General features: G+C 73.9%; 12 protein-coding genes. 1 reads left to right on the top strand and 11 read right to left on the bottom strand.

Annotated elements, in window-relative coordinates; translation table 11 throughout:
* The 6 genes from AC0HI0_RS24795 to AC0HI0_RS24770 are packed head-to-tail and all read right to left on the bottom strand — an operon-like array spanning position 1 to position 7,103.
* On the bottom strand, positions 1-885 hold the full coding sequence (locus AC0HI0_RS24795; RefSeq protein ID WP_480925897.1) for an ABC transporter permease: 885 nt from the start codon (positions 883-885) through the stop codon (positions 1-3).
* Positions 882-1,832: an ABC transporter permease gene (locus AC0HI0_RS24790; RefSeq protein WP_480925896.1), complete on the bottom strand. Its 951-nt coding sequence runs from the start codon at positions 1,830-1,832 to the stop codon at positions 882-884. The genes AC0HI0_RS24795 and AC0HI0_RS24790 overlap by 4 nt, the downstream gene beginning before the upstream one ends.
* A gap of 21 nt (positions 1,833-1,853) precedes the next feature.
* The gene (locus AC0HI0_RS24785) at positions 1,854-3,485 is read right to left on the bottom strand and encodes an ABC transporter substrate-binding protein (RefSeq protein WP_480925895.1); all 1,632 of its coding nucleotides are present in this window, start codon (positions 3,483-3,485) and stop codon (positions 1,854-1,856) included.
* Between the two features lie 2 nt (positions 3,486-3,487).
* Entirely contained in the window at positions 3,488-4,477 is a 990-nt protein-coding gene (locus AC0HI0_RS24780) for an ABC transporter ATP-binding protein (protein ID WP_480925894.1), read from the bottom strand.
* Positions 4,474-5,346, bottom strand: a complete 873-nt coding sequence (locus AC0HI0_RS24775; protein WP_480925893.1) for an amidohydrolase family protein — start codon at positions 5,344-5,346, stop codon at positions 4,474-4,476. The genes AC0HI0_RS24780 and AC0HI0_RS24775 overlap by 4 nt, the downstream gene beginning before the upstream one ends.
* Positions 5,343-7,103, bottom strand: coding sequence for an adenine deaminase C-terminal domain-containing protein (locus AC0HI0_RS24770; protein ID WP_480925892.1), 1,761 nt, complete (start codon positions 7,101-7,103; stop codon positions 5,343-5,345). The genes AC0HI0_RS24775 and AC0HI0_RS24770 overlap by 4 nt, the downstream gene beginning before the upstream one ends.
* Before the next feature lie 282 nt (positions 7,104-7,385).
* On the opposite strand from AC0HI0_RS24770, the gene AC0HI0_RS24765 reads away from it, so the two are divergent.
* Complete coding sequence (locus AC0HI0_RS24765; protein ID WP_480925891.1) at positions 7,386-8,945, top strand: PucR family transcriptional regulator; 1,560 nt, start codon at positions 7,386-7,388, stop codon at positions 8,943-8,945.
* 141 nt (positions 8,946-9,086) lie between these two features.
* Here AC0HI0_RS24765 and AC0HI0_RS24760 read toward each other — a convergent pair whose 3' ends face one another.
* The 5 genes from AC0HI0_RS24760 to eccCa form a co-directional block, all read right to left on the bottom strand.
* On the bottom strand, positions 9,087-10,217 hold the full coding sequence (locus AC0HI0_RS24760) for a hypothetical protein (protein ID WP_480925890.1): 1,131 nt from the start codon (positions 10,215-10,217) through the stop codon (positions 9,087-9,089).
* Between the two features lie 10 nt (positions 10,218-10,227).
* Positions 10,228-10,665: a hypothetical protein gene (locus AC0HI0_RS24755; RefSeq protein WP_480925889.1), complete on the bottom strand. Its 438-nt coding sequence runs from the start codon at positions 10,663-10,665 to the stop codon at positions 10,228-10,230.
* Positions 10,662-12,002, bottom strand: a complete 1,341-nt coding sequence (locus AC0HI0_RS24750; protein WP_480925888.1) for a hypothetical protein — start codon at positions 12,000-12,002, stop codon at positions 10,662-10,664. The genes AC0HI0_RS24755 and AC0HI0_RS24750 overlap by 4 nt, the downstream gene beginning before the upstream one ends.
* A gap of 18 nt (positions 12,003-12,020) precedes the next feature.
* On the bottom strand, positions 12,021-12,386 hold the full coding sequence (locus AC0HI0_RS24745) for a hypothetical protein (protein ID WP_480925887.1): 366 nt from the start codon (positions 12,384-12,386) through the stop codon (positions 12,021-12,023).
* An 80-nt stretch (positions 12,387-12,466) separates the two neighbouring features.
* The gene (gene eccCa / locus AC0HI0_RS24740; protein ID WP_480925886.1) at positions 12,467-16,432 is read right to left on the bottom strand and encodes a type VII secretion protein EccCa; all 3,966 of its coding nucleotides are present in this window, start codon (positions 16,430-16,432) and stop codon (positions 12,467-12,469) included.
* Between the last annotated feature and the right edge of the window lie 19 nt (positions 16,433-16,451).

Below are 16,451 nucleotides of genomic sequence, written 5' to 3'. Positions count from 1 at the left end.
TCACCTCCGTACGTCCAGCGCGTCGCGCAGGCTGTCGCTGAGAATGTTGAAGGCCGCCGAGGCCAGGAAGATGAACAGGCCGGGCAGCGCGACCACCAGCGGCTGCACGTAGACCGAGTCCCGCAGGCTGCTGAGCATCGCGCCCCACTCGGCGGTCGGCGGCGGCGCGCCCAGGCCGAGGAAGCTCAGCCCGGCCCCGACGCTGATGCTCAGCCCGACCATGCCCGAGGCGTAGACGAAGATCGGGCCGAACACGTTGGGCAGGATCTGGGCCACGATGATCCGGCCGCCGCGCGCCCCGGACAGCCGGGCCGCCTCCACGTACTCCTCGACGACCACCTGGCGGGTGGCCGATTCGGCGACCCGGGCGATCGGCGGGACGAACGCGATGCTCAGCGCGATCACCGTGTTGGCCACGCCGGGGCCGAGCGAGGCGGTGACCGCGATGCCGATCAGGATCGCCGGGAACGCGTAGGACATGTCCAGCACGCGGCCCAGCGCGCTGCTCACCCAGCCGCCGACGTACGCGGTGACGGTGCCGATCGCGGTGCCCAGCGCGGCGGCCACCAGGATCGGCGCGATGCCGGTGGTCAGCGACAGCCGCGCGCCGTGGATGAGCCGGGAGAGCATGTCCCGGCCCAGCTCGTCGGTGCCCAGCAGGTGCCCGGGCGACCCGACGGGCAGCAGCCGGCTGCCGACCGACGCCGCGTCCGGGTCGTACGGGGCGATCAGCGGCGCCGCGACGGCGGCGACCACCAGGACGCCCAGGACCACCAGGCACACCAGCGCGGCCTTGTCGCGCAGCAGCCTGCGCCGGACGTCGGCGGCGTACGCGCGCGGCACCGGGACGTCCACTTCCTCGGGTGGGACAAGGGTTGCGGTCATCGGTCGGCCCCTCGGCGCAGACGTGGGTTGACGACGGTCTGGAGCAGGTCCACCAGCAGGTTCATCACCACGAACGTCACCGCGATGACCAGCACGGAGCCCTGGACCACGCGCAGGTCGCGCTGCGCGATGGCCTGGTACATCAGCTGCCCGAGCCCCGGCCAGCCGAAGATCGTCTCCACCAGCACGGAACCGCCGAGCAGGTAGCCGATCTGGAGCCCGGCCACGGCCAGCACCGGCGGGGCCGCGTTCTTGGCCACGTGCCGGATCACCCGCCCGCCGGACAGCCCCTGCGCCCGCAACGTCTGCACGAAGTCCTGGCCCAGCGACTCCAGCAGGCTGGCCCGGGTCATCCGCGCGGTCAGCCCGGCGGTCACGCCGGACGCGGCGACCGCGGGCAGCACCAGGTGCCGCAGCAGGTCCAGGGTGCCGCCGCCGGCGCTCTGCAGGCCGCCCGCGGGCAGCCAGCGCAGCGCGGCGGCGAACACGATGACCAGCAGCACGGCCAGCCAGTAGTTCGGCACGCTCAGGCCGAGCACCGCCCCGGTGGACACCACTCGGTCCGGCCACTTCCCGGCCCGCGCCGCGGCCAGCGAACCGAGCAGCAGGCCCAGTCCCAGCCCCAGCACGGCGGCCGCCGCCGCGAGCAGCAGCGTGTTCGGGAACGCGCCGCCGATCAGCTCGGCCACCGGCCGGCCCTTCGGCAGCGAGAAACCCAGGTCCCCGTGGAGCAACCGGGTCAGCCACAGCCAGTACTGCACCGGCAGCGGCTGGTCCAGGCCGAGTTCGCGGGCCAGGTCGTCGCGGTCGGCCTCGGTGGACGTCGGGCCCACCAGCCCGGCCAGCGGATCGCCGGGCAGCACGTTGAGCAGCAGGAAACTCACCGCGGACACCCCGAACAGCGCGGGGACCGCCATCGCGAGGCGTTTCAGGACGATCGTCAGCATGGTCCACCTCCTCGGGTCCGGTCAGGACTTGATCCAGACCTGCCGCAGGTCCACGTACCAGGCCTGGGGCTGCACGAACCCGCGCACCTTCGGCGAGAGCACCCGCACGTTCAGGTCGTGCACGATGAAGGTCACCGGCGAGTCGGCCGCCGCCATGCCCAGCGCCTTGGCCATCGCCGCGTCGACCTTGGCCGGGTCGAACTGCGCGGCCACGTCCCGGAACGCCTGGTCCACGGCGGGGTTGCGGTACGCCTCGGGGTTGCAGCAGCCGCCGGGCGGGATCCGGCTGGAGGAGAACCGGTCCGCGAGGAACGGCGCACCCCACGAGATCGCGCCGTACACGGCGTCGTACTGGTCGTTGCCCGCCGGGGTGAACCCGGCCCGGCCGATCTGGAGCACCAGGTTCCACTCCAGCGGCGCGATCGTCAGCTCGACGCCGACCGCCTTCAGGTTGGCCTGCACCAGCTGCATCATCGGGCCGGGCCACATGTTCCCGGACCCGCCGGTCGGCGTGGCCACCTTGATCGCCAGGCCGCCGGGGTACCCGGCTTCGGCGAGCAGCCGCTTGGCCCGCTCCGGGTCGTAGTGGAACCGCTCGCCCAACTCCTTGTCGTACCAGGGGTGCCCTTCGTAGGCGAGCTGGCTCGCCGGTGCGCACAGGCCGCTGAGCAGGTTGTCGCACATGGCTTTGCGGTCGATGGCGTACTGGAGCGCCTCGCGCACCTTCGGGTTGTCGAACGGCGCGCGGTTGAGGTTGAGGTAGAACGCCATGGTGTGCGGGTACGGGTGGGTCAGCACGGAGTAGCCGCCGCTCTTCAACCGGGGCACGGCGTCCGGCGGCGGCACGTCCGCCCAGTCGATGTCACCGGACTCCAGCGCCGCCAGCCGCGCCGCCGCGTCGGGCATCAGCCGCAGCCGGATCCGGTCCAGCTTCGGCCGCCCGGCCCAGTACGCGGTGTTGGCCTCCAGGTCCATCTCGGCGCCCTGCACGTACTTCGCCATCTTGAACGGCCCGGTGCCGACGGCGTGCATCGGGTAGTCGGCGTTGCCGTACTGCTTCACCGCGGCCGGGCTGGGGAAGTACACCGATGTGAGGTCCCACGCCAGCAACGAGTACGGCTCGGCCGTGGTGATCTCCACGGTGGTCGGGTTGCGCGCCGCGTACGAGGTGATCGCCTGGGTGTAGAACCGGTTGGCGGTGAACAGGGCCTGGCTGAAGTACGGCGAGTCCTTGCGGGTGATCCGGTCGAGCTGGAACACCACCGCGGCGGCGTCGAAGTCGGTGCCGTCGTGGAACTTCACGCCGGTGCGCAGGGTGAACACCCAGGTGCGCTCGTCCGGCGAGACGGTCCACCGCTCGGCGAGCGAGGGCTGCGGCGACGGCGCGCTGTCGGCCTGGTCGAGGTTGAACGCGGTGAGCGAGTCGTACACGGAGTTGCCCACCCAGCGCACGCCCTCCGCGCCGTCGCTGGGCGGGGTGTCCGGGATCGGAACGTTCGCCGCGGTCATCCCGATGGACAGGGTGCCGCCGGACCCGCTGCGGTCCCGCGCGGCGGAATCCGCCGATTCGTTCTCCGGCACGGCCCCGGCGCAGGCGCTCAACGCGGTGAGCGCCGCGCAGACCAGGGCCGTGGTCCTGGTGCGGTGTCGCATGGTCAACCATCTCCTCTGCGGTCCCCAGTGGTGTGGGCCGGCCGCACGCACCGCGCCCGCCGCCCGTCGCCGACCTCGCGCAGCTCGGGCACGGCGGCCCGGCAGTCGGGGCCGGCGGACGGGCAGCGCGGCGCGAACGAGCACCCCTCGGGCAGGTTCGTCAGGTGGGGCGGTGAGCCGGGGATCGCGGCCGGGCGCTCGTGCTGGCCGGGCCGGATGTTGGCGGCCAGCAGGCCGACCGTGTAGGGGTGCCGGGGCGAGCGCAGCACGTCCCGCGCCGTGCCGGTCTCCACGACCCGCCCGGCGTACATGACCATGACGTCGTCGGCGATCTCCGCCGCCACGCCGACGTCGTGGGTCACCAGCACGACGCTCGTGCCGAGTTCGGCCTGCACCGAGTCCAGCAGGTCCAGGATCCGGGCCTGCACGGTGACGTCCAGCGCGGTGGTCGGCTCGTCGGCCAGCAGCACGGAGGCGTTGCACGCCAACGCCATCGCGATCGCCACCCGCTGCCGCATGCCGCCGCTGAGTTCGAACGGGTACGCGGTCAGCCGCCGCTCCGGCGACGAGATCTGCACCAGCCGCAACAACTCCAGCGCGCGGGCGCGGGCGCGCGCCTTGGACATCCCGGTGTGCCGGCGCAGCGGTTCGACCAACTGGTCCTGCACGGTGAACACCGGGTCCAGCGCGGTCATCGGGTTCTGGAAGACCATCGAGAGCCACGACCCCCTCGTCGCGGCCCGGTCCTTGGGGGACATCGCGATCAGGTCCTGCCCGCGCATCACGGCCTGGCCGCCGACCCGCGCCGACGGCGGCTGGATGCCGATCAGCGTGCGCAGCAGGATGCTCTTGCCGGACCCGGATTCGCCGAGCACCGCGAGCACCCGGCCGGGGGCCAGGTCGAACGAGATGCCGTTGACCGGGCGCAGGCTGGTGTCCCCGTCGCGCAGCTCCACGGTCAGGTCCCGGACCGACAGCACGGGCGTGGTCACGGCCGGCACCCGGAGCGCGCGACGAGTTCGCCGCCCACGTAGACCCGCTCGGGCGGGAACCGGTCCAGTTCGTGCAGCAGCACGACGTCGGCCAGCCGGCCGGGCGTGACGCTGCCGATCTCGTGCTCCACGCCGTAGTGGGTGGCCGCGTTCAGCCCGGCCAGCTGCACCGCCGTGCCCGGGTCGATCCCGGCCCGCAGCGCCGCCACCAGACCGAGGTGCACCTGGCCGTCCGGGCGGCCCAGGCACAGGTGGCGACCGTCCAGCGCGCCGGCGGCCACCCGGTCGAGCACCGTGCCGCCCCCGGTCCACGGCGTGGTGTCGGAGACCACGACGGTCCGCCCCTGACGCAGCGAGGCGACCACGTCCGCGCCCTCGGCGAAGGCCAGACCGGGTCCGTGCGGCGCGGGCACGAACCCGGTGGCCGTCTCCTCCTCCACCCCGTTCGGCCCGCCGCGCCGCACCAGCCCGGCGGCGGTCGGCTCGAACAGCCGGCCCGGCAGGTCGAGGCGGGCCACGCCCGCGCCGCCGCCGAACTCGGTGCTGAACAGGGTGGTCGTGCCGTTGGACACCGCCGACCAGATCGCCTCGGCCCACCGGCCGCGCGGCGGCGCGAACAGGTGCGGCTCGATCAGGCCGGGCAGCGCGTACAGGCCGGAGCAGTCCACGTCCGAGCGCGCCTCGCCCTCGTAGCCCTCGCGCACCGCGACGATCCGGTCGCCGAGGATCACGACGTCCGCGGTGTGCACCAGCAGTGCGTGCGGGCTGACCACCTTGGCGTTGCGCAGCACGAGATCGGCCGGGTGCTGGGCGAGGGCGACGCGGATCCGGCGCTGGACCGCCGCGACCCGGTCCGGGATGGCGGTCATCGGGAGGCTCCTTCCGAGGGGATGATCACCGGGACGAACGCCCGGCCGGCCACGTCGACCAGGCCGAGGTCGGTCATGCCGTAGTCCGGCAGGGTCGGCAGCACGGTCGCGGTGAGCGCGCGCAGCGGGTTGACCATGGCGCACGAGAGCGCCTCGCCGGCCACCGCCTCGGCGTTGCGGATGGCCTCCACGACCCGCTCGAACGGCTCCTCGGAGATGATCCCGCCGACCGGCAGGCGCACCTCGGCGAGCAGTTCGCCGTCCGCGACCACCGCGTACCCGCCCTGCATCGCCTCGACGTGCCGGATCGCCGCCCACAGGTCGGCGTCGTCCACCCCGACCGCGACGATGTTGTTGGACGGCACGGAGACCGACGTGGCCAGCGCGCCCCGGCGCAGCCCGAAACCCTGCGCGAAGCCCAGCGCCACGTTGCCGTTGCGGTTGTACCGCTCGACCACGCAGAACTTCAGCACGTCCTGCGCCGGGTCGGCCCGCACCAGCCCGTCCACCACGGGCAGCACGGCGGTCGCCGACTCGTTGAGCGCGGCGTCCTGGTCGTTGGCCCGGATCACCCGCACGGTGACCTCGCCCGCGCCCTCCGGCGCGGGCAGCCCCAGCCGGTGCGACCCGACCGAGGGGTGCAGCCGGATGCTCTCCCGGTAGGCGTCCGGGAAGGACGGCTCGGGGCCCGCGTCGAGCAGCCTGCCCTCCCGCGCGACGATCCTGCCGTTGGTGACGACGAGGTCGGGCGGGAACGCGGTCAGGTCCTCGACCAGCAGCACGTCGGCCAGCCGGCCGGGGGTGAGGCTGCCGACCAGGTGCGACTTGCGGTAGTGCTGGGCGGTGTTGAGGGTGCCCATCCGGATCACCTCGATCGGCGGGAGGCCGCCGTCGATGGCCACCCGGACCGAGCGGTCGAGGTAGCCGAAGCCGTCGCCGACCATGCTCATCACGGTGATGTTGTCGATGCAGAAATGCAGGTGCCTGGTCGGCGTCCGGGACTCCCGCAGGTAGTCCACGAGCCCGTTGGTCAGATTCTCCCGGCCCGCCGACTCGACCGTGAACTGGGCTATTCCGCGGCGCAGCCGGGGTGGGATGTCGGCCGGTTTCATCACGCAGTGGTCGTCCCGCACGCCGGCCGTCACGTAGGCGTCGAAAACCTCTTCCCGGCCCGGCGGGAGATCGCCCCCGTGGCCGCTCACCCGGTGCCCCTTGGACAGGCACAGCGCGATTCTGGACAGGTATTCCGGGTCCGCCGCGAGGATCTTCGAGGAGACCGTTTCACCGATGCTCACCGACTCCGGCCAGCTCAGCATCCGGTCCAGGTCCGCCAGCCGCATCTCGTAGGCCACGGTCTCCCGCGAGGCGTCCAGCGGCGAGTACGACGCCATCGCGAAGAACGCCCGCAGGGGCAGTCCCGCGAAGGAGTCGATCAGCCCGCGCACCGCGTCCGGGCCGCCGGTGGTGATCACGTTGGTGGCGTCCACGACGACCGTCGTGGTGCCGAGCGGCACCAGCACCCGGGCCAGTTCGCCGGGCCACAGCGAGGTGGTGTCGACGTGCATGTGCGGGTCGATCAGGCCGGGCAGCGCATAGCGCCCGGCGCAGTCCACCACTTCGTCCGCGGTTTCCACCTCGCCCTGTTCGATGGATGCGATGCGGTCGCCCCTGATGGCGATGTCCGTGCGGTAGATCTCGCCCGACCAGACGTTGACCAGTCGGCAATCCCGCAACAGCAGGGAATGAGTTCCAGGCACTGCGACGTCCCTTCTCCACGACCGTGCGACCGGTCCGCCCGGTGCGTTCCCGGGAATACCGCCGGTGCGTAACGTGAAATGGCCACTGCGTGCGTTCGCCGCGTCCGCCGGGCCGGTGGTGGGGGTGGCCGGGCCGGCTTTCGGGCTTGCGGTCGGGCCAGTAAAACAACGTAGGATCCTCCACACAGCGGCTGGAAACACGAAGTCCTCCGCGATCCGCGACCCGGTTTTCGGAGGAACCTCCGAACGGGCCCGGCGGCGGGGTGGGAAGGGAGCGGCCTGGTGCTGGTCCGGGACCTCTTGGCGGTGACCGCCCTGCGGATGACGTCGTTGACCGGCGACCGGGGCCTGGAGCGGCCGGTGCGCTGGGTGTGCACGTCCGACCTGCCCGACCCGCGCAACCAGCTCTCCGGTGGCGAACTGGTGCTGACCGGGCTGATGTGGCGGCGCACCGCGGCCGACTCGACGGCGTTCGTGGCCAAGCTGGCGTCGCGGCAGGTGGCCGCGCTCGCCGCGGGCGACGCCGCGTACGGCACGGTGCCCGAGGACCTGGTGGTGGCGTGCCGGGAGTACGGCATCCCGCTGCTGGAGGTGCCGGTGGACGTGTCGTTCTCGTCGATCACCGAGCACGTCGTGACGGCGCTGACCGCCGAACGCCAGGAGGACCTCGCGGGCCTGCTGCGGCGGCGCAGGCGGATGGTCACGTCGGTGGCCCAGCACGCCGGCCTGGACGCCCTGCTCGCCCTCTCGGCGGCCGACGCCGAGGTGCCGTGCCGGCTGCTCACCGCGACCGGCCGGGTACCCGCGATGGCGCCGACCGCCGTGGACGCCGCGCTGTCCGCCCGGCTGGCCAAGGAGTTCCTGGTCGCCGAGCAGTTCCCGGCGGTGGCCCGGATCGGCCGGGGCGGTGCGAAGAGCACCTACTCGCTGTTCCCGATCGGCGAGGACCTGCGGCCCCGGGTCGCGGGCTGGTTCCTCGGCTGCGAGGGCGACCACCGGCAGTGGACCGCCGAGGTGCGGGAGTCCGTGCTGGAGCTGGCGGACCTGGTCAGCCTGGAGCGGGAGCGCCGCGAGCAGGACCGGCGGACCGCGCGGGCCGCCGTGGAGCGCCTGCTGCGCTCGGCGCTGGCGGGCGACGGGCCCGAGGTCGCGGCGCGGTTCCCGGCCACCGGCCTGGACGACCGGCGGTACGTGGCGGTGGCCGCGACGGTCACCCCGTCACCCGGCGGCGCGCTGGCCCGGACCATCCTGGTCGACCTGCTCGCGCCGATCGCGGGCGCGCCGACCCGGATCGTGCAGGCCGCCACCATCGGCAGCGAGGCGATCGGCCTGGCCCCGGTGGACGACGACCCGGCGCTGGTCACCCGGCGGCTGCGCGAGCTGACCCCGCTGCTGTCCACCGGGCTGGGCGGCCACCGGCTGCACCTGGGCACCAGCCTGCCGGCGAGCGGGCCCGGCGGGCTCGGCGCGGCGGTCACCGAAGCCCGGCTGGCGCGGCGGATGGCCGAGCTGCGGCCCGAGCGGGTCGCGCTGGTGTCCTCCGACGAGATCGACTCGCACACGCTGCTGCTGGCGGCCGTGCCGGAGGAGGTGCGGCTGGCGTTCCGGGCGCGGGTGCTCGGCCCGATCGTGGAGTACGACCGGGTGCACGGCGGCGACCTGGTCGCCACGCTGGCCGCTTTCCTGGAGACGTCGTGCTCGTGGACGCACTGCGCGGAGAAGATGCACCTGCACGTCAACACCCTGCGCTACCGGATCCAGCGGATCGAGGAACTGAGCGGACGATCACTGTCCACTTTGGATGGTCGGGTCGATTTCTACCTGGCGTTGCGCACCGGTTGACGGAGGGGTGCCCGGACGACCTGTCGGCGGAGTCGACCGGCGCGGCCGGCCCGCAGCACGGTGCTGCTCGCGCGTTGCCGGACGAAGAGGTGGTCGGCCGCACCGCGTCCGCCGTGGGGACGCGGTGCGGCCGGGTGGCGGTCAGCTCGGCGAGGAGCGCCACAGGTCGTCGTCGGTGGGTGGCGAGGGGACCCGGGCGAACGTGAACGCGGGCGCGGTGGTGGCCCGGCCGCGCAGTTCGCGCGGCACGCCGTCCGTCGCCTCCGCCTGCCGCTTGGAGGTCCGGGAACGCCCGGCCTGCGCGGCCTGCGCCGGCCGCAACGTCCCCTGCTGCTGGTGCCGGCCGTGCGGCGGCATCATCGGGGGCGTGCCGGGCGCGCCGGACTGCTTGGCGGACACCGTGCCCAGGCGGGATTCCGGCGTCGGCCGGCGTGCTCCCGAGCGGCCCACCGCCGCCGTCGAGCCCGTCGCGACGGGCGTCGTGCCGGACAGGCCCATCGCCACCGGCGGTCCCGAGAACCCGGACGGGGAGCCGCCCGCGCCGACGTGGCCGGTGGGCGGCGTCGGCGTCGGCGTGCCGATCGCCCCGGCCAGGCTGGTGCCGCCGGGCAGGCCGCCGGTCGTGCCGTCGGGCAGGTCGACCTGCGGCAGCGCGCCGCCGCCGCCACCGCCCTGGAGCGCCGTGGAGGCCAGGCTCCCCACCGCCGTCGCGGCGTCCACCGAGGCCGTGGCGGCTTCGAGGATCTCCTTGGTGGAGCTGCCCTTCGTCTCCGGCAGGACGTCGCCGGGGGACTTGATCCCGGCGGCGGCGCAGACCTTGAGCATGGACATGTCGAACTGCGCGCCCAGCGCGGTGAGCTGGGTGCCCGCCGCCTGCTGGAACATCACCGCGCCGGCGGCGGTGAACGGGTTGGACAGCGCGGCCAGGTAGCTCTGGTACAGCCCGGACACGGTCTGGAACGCCTGCGGGATCGCGGACGCGAGCGTGGTCAGGGTTTCCACCACCTGCGCGCCGTCGATCCGCTCGCCCCACATCTTCAACTCGGCGTCCGCGCGCTGGAACTTCTCCTCCATCTCGCGGCCGGCCTGGTCCTTCCAGCTCGGCGCGAGGTCGCTCGCCCTGGTGTGCAGTTCGACCCGGGCGGACTCGATCCAGCTGCGGACCTCGGTCCACATCTTCGCCGCGTCGGCCAGCACCGGGACGTTGGCCTGCTCGGCGGTGATCATCGCCAGGTGCGCTTCGATGGGGATGAGGTTGTAGGGAACGGCCATCGGTGGCTCCTCAGACGGAGTGCTGCGGGTCGTCGGCGGACGGGTGCGCGGGTGCGCCGGCCGGGTGCTCCGGCTGCCCGGACGGCGCGGGCCGGGCGGACTGCGAGCCGGCCACCTGCCGGACGAGCTTGACGCCCTGCTCGGCGAACTTCGCGCCGGCCGAGACGAGCTTGGCCGCCGAGGTCACGTCGGCCGCCGTGTAGCCCGCCGCCGCCGCGCCCGCCTTGTGGGTGAAGGTCACGAACTCCTCGCTGGTCTTGGCCAGGTACGCGGCCACCTCGGCGGTGGCCGCCTTGTCCAGCAACGACATCGCGATGCCCTCGAACAGCCCGGTCACGTTGGGCGGGATGCCCAGCCGGCCCAGGGACGGCGGCATCGGCGGCGGCGTGAGCTGCTGGGAGAACACGCTCATCGCGGTGGTGTCGCCGTCGATCTTGTCGGTGGTCATAGGTTCCCTCCTCGGCGTCCGGTGTCCTGCTGCACCTGCCACAGCTCCTCGTCGAGCAGCCGCGTCCGGTCGTCCCCGGTGTCCCGACGCCTCCCGGACACCGGAGCCGGGCCCGCCCCGCCGGTCCGGCCGCGCAGCGCCACCCCGGGCAGGGCGGGTTTGGCCGGCCGCGACCGGCCGGTGTCGGTCCGGTGCTCGGCCGCGCCGGGCCGGATCCCGTTGCCGCCGCCGGTGTTCTGCTGCGGCGACTGCGGCGGGTACACCGGCGGCACCCCGCCCGACGCCCCGCCCGACGTGCTCGTGCGGGCGGCGTTGGCGGCGGTCGGCACGGTCGCGCCCAGTCCTCCCGGGGGCGGGCCGGGTGTGTTCCGCGGCGTGGGCGGCGCGCTCCCGCCGACACCCCCGCCGCCGGTACCCCCGCCGCCGCCGGTCGGCCCGCCCGCAGCGCTCGTCGGGTCGATCCCGGCCAGGCCCGGCCCACCGTGCGCGGACGGCGCGATGCCGTCCCCCGGCGTCAGCGGCGGGAAACCGGTCACCGGGTCGGGCACGGCACCGCCGCCCCCGCCGAGCAGTTGTTGCGTGGTCTGGGCGGCCTGGCCCAGCGAGCCCAGCAGCTCGGACGCCCCGTCCAGCGCCGCCGTGGACTTCTCCGGCGCGGGGCTGCCCGGCGTGGTCTCGGCCGGGTTCGCGGGCGGGACCGCCGGGTCGGGCGTGCTCGCGGGATCGGTGGCCGGCGGGCCGCCGGTCGGGCCGCCGGGGGAGGCGGTGCCCGGACCGCTGCCGGGGAGCGCCCCGTCGCGCGGACCTGTCCACTGTGGACCAGAAGCGGCGTCCATCGCGGCCGCGGCGATCCCGTACTTCGGTGCCAGGCGGTCGAGTTCCTCGCCGATCAGCCGCTGGGTGTCGGCGGTCGCGGCGGCCTTCTGGTCGGCGGGCAGCCGGTCGTAGTCGCCGTGCAGCTGCTCGACCCGCACGGAGGTCTGCTGGATCGCGGTGACCAGCTCGTTGATCCGGTCCACCACGTGGGAGGTGGCGACGGAGCCGAACAACTCCGCCGGGAGGAACGGGAACTCCGGGGACAGCGCCGGGCCGGACCACGACGACATGGTGGCCGCGTCGGCGAGGACCCGGTCCCGGAACAGGTCGCCCGCGCCGTCGTGCCACTGCGCGCGCAGGTCGTTCACCGCGCCCACGAACGCGGCGTGCTGCACCTCCAGCCACGACCGCGAGGTCCGCCACATCTCGGCGGCGGCGACCAGCGCGGGCACGTGCTGGAGGTTCTCCGCCCGGATCATCCCGACCTGATCGGGGATCGGGACGCCGGTGTATCCGGCCATCTGGCACCTGCTCCCGGGCTAGTGTGCGGGTGGTTCGAGGAGTTCGGGGGAGATGTCCGGCAGTCCGGCGGTCTGCTTGCGCCGGAGTTCGTCGAGCATCAGCCGGCGGGCGGCGTCGTCGGCGTTCAGGTAGGTCTCGGCCGAGTTCGTGGCGAACGACGCGTACGCGGTGAACCCCTGCCGGACGTGGGTGATGAACCGCCTCAGCTGCTCGGTGTTGCGCGCGTCCGCGTCCAGCAGGGCCTGGCACTCGTGCATCCCGCCGCAGCGCGGGGTTTCCCGCCGCACGGCGCTCGGGTACGCGTCGTACCTGAGGCTGCCGAGCACGTTCGACGCGAACCGCGTCATCGCGCCGGTCTCGCCGGCTATCCGGTCGTCCACCACGTCGTGCACCCCTCACTGTCCGGGAACCAAGCCAAACACGGCCGTGCGCCGGGAACCCGGCCACGACAGGAAGCGGCCGGCTACCCGCTCGGCGGCAGCCACGCGAGCTGGACGAGCCCCTTGTGCCCGCGCCGGTCCACCAGCCAGCCCCGGCCGGGCGGCAGCACCTGCGCCCGCATCCCGCCCAGCAGCGGGCCTTCGTCGCGGTCACCGGACATCATCAGGCCGGGCGTGCCGACTTCCCGCAGCCGAGCCAGGAACGGTTCGAACAGACCTCGGCCCGCACCGCCGGAACGCCGGGCGAGCACGACGTGCAGCCCGATGTCCGCACCCTGCGCGGCCAGCGGCAGCAGCGGCATCAGCGGGTGGCTCTGGTGCGTGGCGACCATGTCGTAGTCGTCCACCAGCACGAAGATCTCCGGGCCGCGCCACCAGTTCCGGGCCCGCAACTGCTCGGGTGTCACGTCCGCGCCGGGCAGTCGGAGCGTCATCGCCTCGGCCACCTCGGCGAGCATCCCCCGGCTGTGCGCGTCGTTCACGCCGTAGCCGAGCAGGTGGTCCGGGCCGACCTCGCCGAGCAGCCCGCGCCGGTGGTCCACCAGCACGATCCGCGCCTGTTCCGGCGAGTGCGCGGCGCAGATGCGGCGGATCAGCGCGCGCAGGAAGGAGGTCTTGCCGGACTGGGTGTCGGCCAGCAGGAAGAAGTGCGGGTCGGCGGCGAAGTCCAGCCGCATCGGCGACAGGTCCTTCTCGTGGATGCCGACCGCGAACCCGGCGTCGGGCCCGGTGAGGTCGTCGGCGGCCGGGAGTTCCGCGAACGGCAGCACGCCGGGCAGCAGCCGCACGGTCGGCGCGGGCTCGCCCCGCCACGCCGTGCCGACCGCCTCGACCAGCGCGCGCAGACCGTCCCCGAGGTCGGTCGCGGTCGCCGAGCCGTCCACCCTCGGCAGCGCGATCAGCATCTGGTGCTTGGTCGTGGAGATGCCCCGGCCGGGTTTGCCGGCCGGCACGCTCATCGCCGCGCGGCGGTCGATGAACGAGTCGATCGGGTCGCCGATCCGCAGTTCCAGCCGGGAGCCGAACAGGTCGCGCACGTTCATCCGCAGGTCGAACGAACGGGCGGCGCTCGCCACCACGTGCACGCCGTAGGACAAGCCGCGCGACGCGATGTCGCCGACCGCCTCTTCGAGGTCGTCGAAGTCCGACCGCAGCGTCTGCCAGCCGTCGACCACCAGGAACACGTCGCCGTGCGGGTGGTCGGGGAAGCGGCCCTCCGCGCGCAGCCTGCGGTAGGTGGCGATGCCGTCGATGCCGTGCTCGGCGAACGCCCGCTCCCGTTGCGCCAGCACGGAAGCGACCTCGGCGACGGTCCGCCGGACCGCGCCGGTGGCCAACCGCCCGGACACGCCGCCGACGTGCGGCAGGCCCGCGATCGACGACAGCGCGCCGCCGCCGAAGTCCAGGCAGTAGAACTGGACCTCGCGCGGGGTGTGGGTGAGCGCCAGGGACGCGATGAGGGTGCGCAGCGCGGTGCTCTTGCCGCTCTGCGGCGCGCCGAGCACCAGCACGTGCCCGGCCGCGCCGGCGAGGTCGAGCACCAGCGGGTCGCGGCGCTGCTCGAACGGCTGGTCCACGATCCCGAGCACCGGGCGCAGCGCGTTGTCGCCGGCGGTGAGCCCGCGCTCCGGGTGCACGGCCAGGCCGGGCAGCAACCCGTCCAGGGTGGGCGAGGTGTCCAGCGGCGGCAGCCAGACCTGGTGCGCCGCGACGCCCTTGCCGGTCAGCCGGTCGACCAGGATGTCCACCAGCGATTCGCCGACCGCGGTGTCCTCGTCCGGGGCGGGCGCGGCCGGTGCCCCCTCGTCGTCGTCTTCGAGTTCGGCCGCCACGTAGGTGGTGCTGTACTCGCGCAGCACCACCTGCCCGGCGGCGGACGCGGCGACGCCCGTCCCGGTGTGCCGCTGGTGCACGCCGGAGACGTAGGCGGCGCGGAACCGGTCCATCGGATCGGTGCCCACCTTCAGGAACCCGTGGCCCGGCGCGCGCGGCAGGCGGAACGCGTCCGGCACGCCCAGCACCGCCCGGCTCTCCAGCTCGGAGAACGTGCGCAGGCCGATCCGGTACGACAGGTGGGTTTCCAGGCCGCGCAACCGGCCTTCCTCAAGGCGCTGGGAGGCGAGCAGCAGGTGCACGCCGAGCGACCGGCCGACCCGGCCGATCTTGACGAACATGTCGATGAAGTCCGGTTTCGCGGACAGCAGCTCGGAGAACTCGTCGCAGATCACCAGCAGCGTCGGCACTTCCGGCAGCGGCGCGCCCGCGTTGCGGGCCTTCTCGTAGTCCCGCAACGAGTCGAAGTTCCCGGCGGCGCGCAGCAGCTCCTGGCGGCGGATCAGCTCGCCGTTGATGGCGTCGGTCATCCGGTCCACCAGGTGCAGCTCGTCGGCCAGGTTGGTGATCACCGCGCTGGTGTGCGGCAGGGCGTCGAGGCGGGTGAACGTGGCACCGCCCTTGAAGTCCACCAGGGCGAAGTTCAGCGACTCCGGCGGGTGCGTCACGGCCAGCGCGAGCACCAGCGTGCGCAGCAGCTCCGACTTGCCGGAACCGGTCGCGCCGATCAGCAGGCCGTGCGGGCCCATGCCGTCCTGCGCGGACTCCTTGAGGTCCACCTCGATCGGCACGCCGTCCGCGCGGATCCCGATCCGCACCCGCAGCCGGTCCCGGGGCGGGCGCGGTACCCACGTGTCCACCGGGTCGAACAGGTACGGGTCGCCCAGCTCCAGCAGGTCGGCCAAGCCGAGTTCGGCGGACATCGGCGCTTCGCCGGTCCGCCCGGTGGTCAGCCGCAGCGGTGCGAGCTGACGGGCCAGCCCCTCGGCCGCGACCGGGCCGAGCGCGTCGGCGCGGCCCAGGCGCGCCTCGCCCTCGGGGGTGTGCGCGACCAACGCGCGGTCGGCGGCCACGTCCAGCACGACCGACGCCCGGTCCAGCGCCCGGGGCGGGGCGGTGGTCAGGTCGAGCACGGTCACGCCCTCGACGCCGCCGCCGGTCATCAGGTGCCCGGAGCCCGCCACCGAACCGCCGTCCAGCACCACCACCAGGTGCGGCCCGGCGGCCCGGGTCTCCACCTCGGGGTCGAACCGGGGCCGCTTGGCCAGTTCCTCCTCCAGCACCGACTCCAGCGCCGGCACGGACGGCGCGACCAGCCGCAGCGGGCCGAGCGCGTCGGTGCGCTCCGGGTGCAGGGCGTGCGGCAACCACTTGACCCACTCCCAGTCCGCCCGCTCCCCGGTGCCGACGCACACCGCGATCCGCAGGTCGTCCGGCGACTGGAGGGTGGCCAGCTGGGCGAGCAGCGCCCGCGCCAGGCCGAGCGCGGCGGTCCGGTCGCCGCGCAGGTGCACCCGGCTGAACCCGTTCACCGCGATCGCCACCGGCAGCCGGTCGACCGTCGCGTAGGTGGTGATGAACCGGCGCAGCGCCAGCGCGGAGAGGGGTTCCAGCTCCTCCAGCGGTTTCGTGTCCGGCGCGACCAGCGCGGTGGCCGGGCCCTGCGCGCCGCGACCGATCCGGGCGACGCCGAAGTCCGCGTCGTCGCGGCGGCGCTCCCACAGCCGGTGGCTCGCCGCCAGCGACCACAGCGCGTCGGGCTCGGGGTGCAGGTAGTCCATCACCGCGCGCTGCCGGCGCACCGAGCGCCGCAGCCGCAACCGGTGCTGCGCCAGGTGCCGCAGGTACTTGCGGCGCGCGTGGCCCATCTCCCGCTTGCTCGGGCCGCCGCCCTGGAGCAGGCCCATCACCACCATGCCGAGCATCCCGACGCCCATCAGCCCGTAGATGACGAACCGGATGTTGCCGCCGAGCGAACCGGAGAACATCAGCATCATCGCGGCCATCATCGCCACCATCGGCAGCACCATGAGCAGTTGCAGCCACTGGCGCGCGGGCGGCGGCGGGATCTCCGGCGGCGGTTGCAGGATCAACTCGCCCGCCGGCATCTCCGGTGCGGGCCTGCGGGTCGGTCTGTTCACCACGACGGTCGCCACGGCACCGATGTTCCGCCAC

It is taken from the genome of Saccharothrix sp. NBAS 001 (assembly GCF_056640475.1).
Note: the sequence above shows the minus strand (reverse complement) of the source record. Positions and strands in the feature narration are given on the sequence as shown.

Bases quoted from the DNA above. Each gene is read 5' to 3' on its own strand.
- AC0HI0_RS24795 (WP_480925897.1), bottom strand. From the start codon at position 885: ATGACCGCAACCCTTGTCCCACCCGAGGAAGTGGACGTCCCGGTGCCG.
- AC0HI0_RS24790 (WP_480925896.1), bottom strand. From the start codon at position 1,832: ATGCTGACGATCGTCCTGAAACGCCTCGCGATGGCGGTCCCCGCGCTG.
- AC0HI0_RS24785 (WP_480925895.1), bottom strand. From the start codon at position 3,485: ATGCGACACCGCACCAGGACCACGGCCCTGGTCTGCGCGGCGCTCACC.
- AC0HI0_RS24775 (WP_480925893.1), bottom strand. From the start codon at position 5,346: ATGACCGCCATCCCGGACCGGGTCGCGGCGGTCCAGCGCCGGATCCGC.
- AC0HI0_RS24760 (WP_480925890.1), bottom strand. From the start codon at position 10,217: ATGGCCGTTCCCTACAACCTCATCCCCATCGAAGCGCACCTGGCGATG.
- AC0HI0_RS24755 (WP_480925889.1), bottom strand. From the start codon at position 10,665: ATGACCACCGACAAGATCGACGGCGACACCACCGCGATGAGCGTGTTC.
- AC0HI0_RS24750 (WP_480925888.1), bottom strand. From the start codon at position 12,002: ATGGCCGGATACACCGGCGTCCCGATCCCCGATCAGGTCGGGATGATC.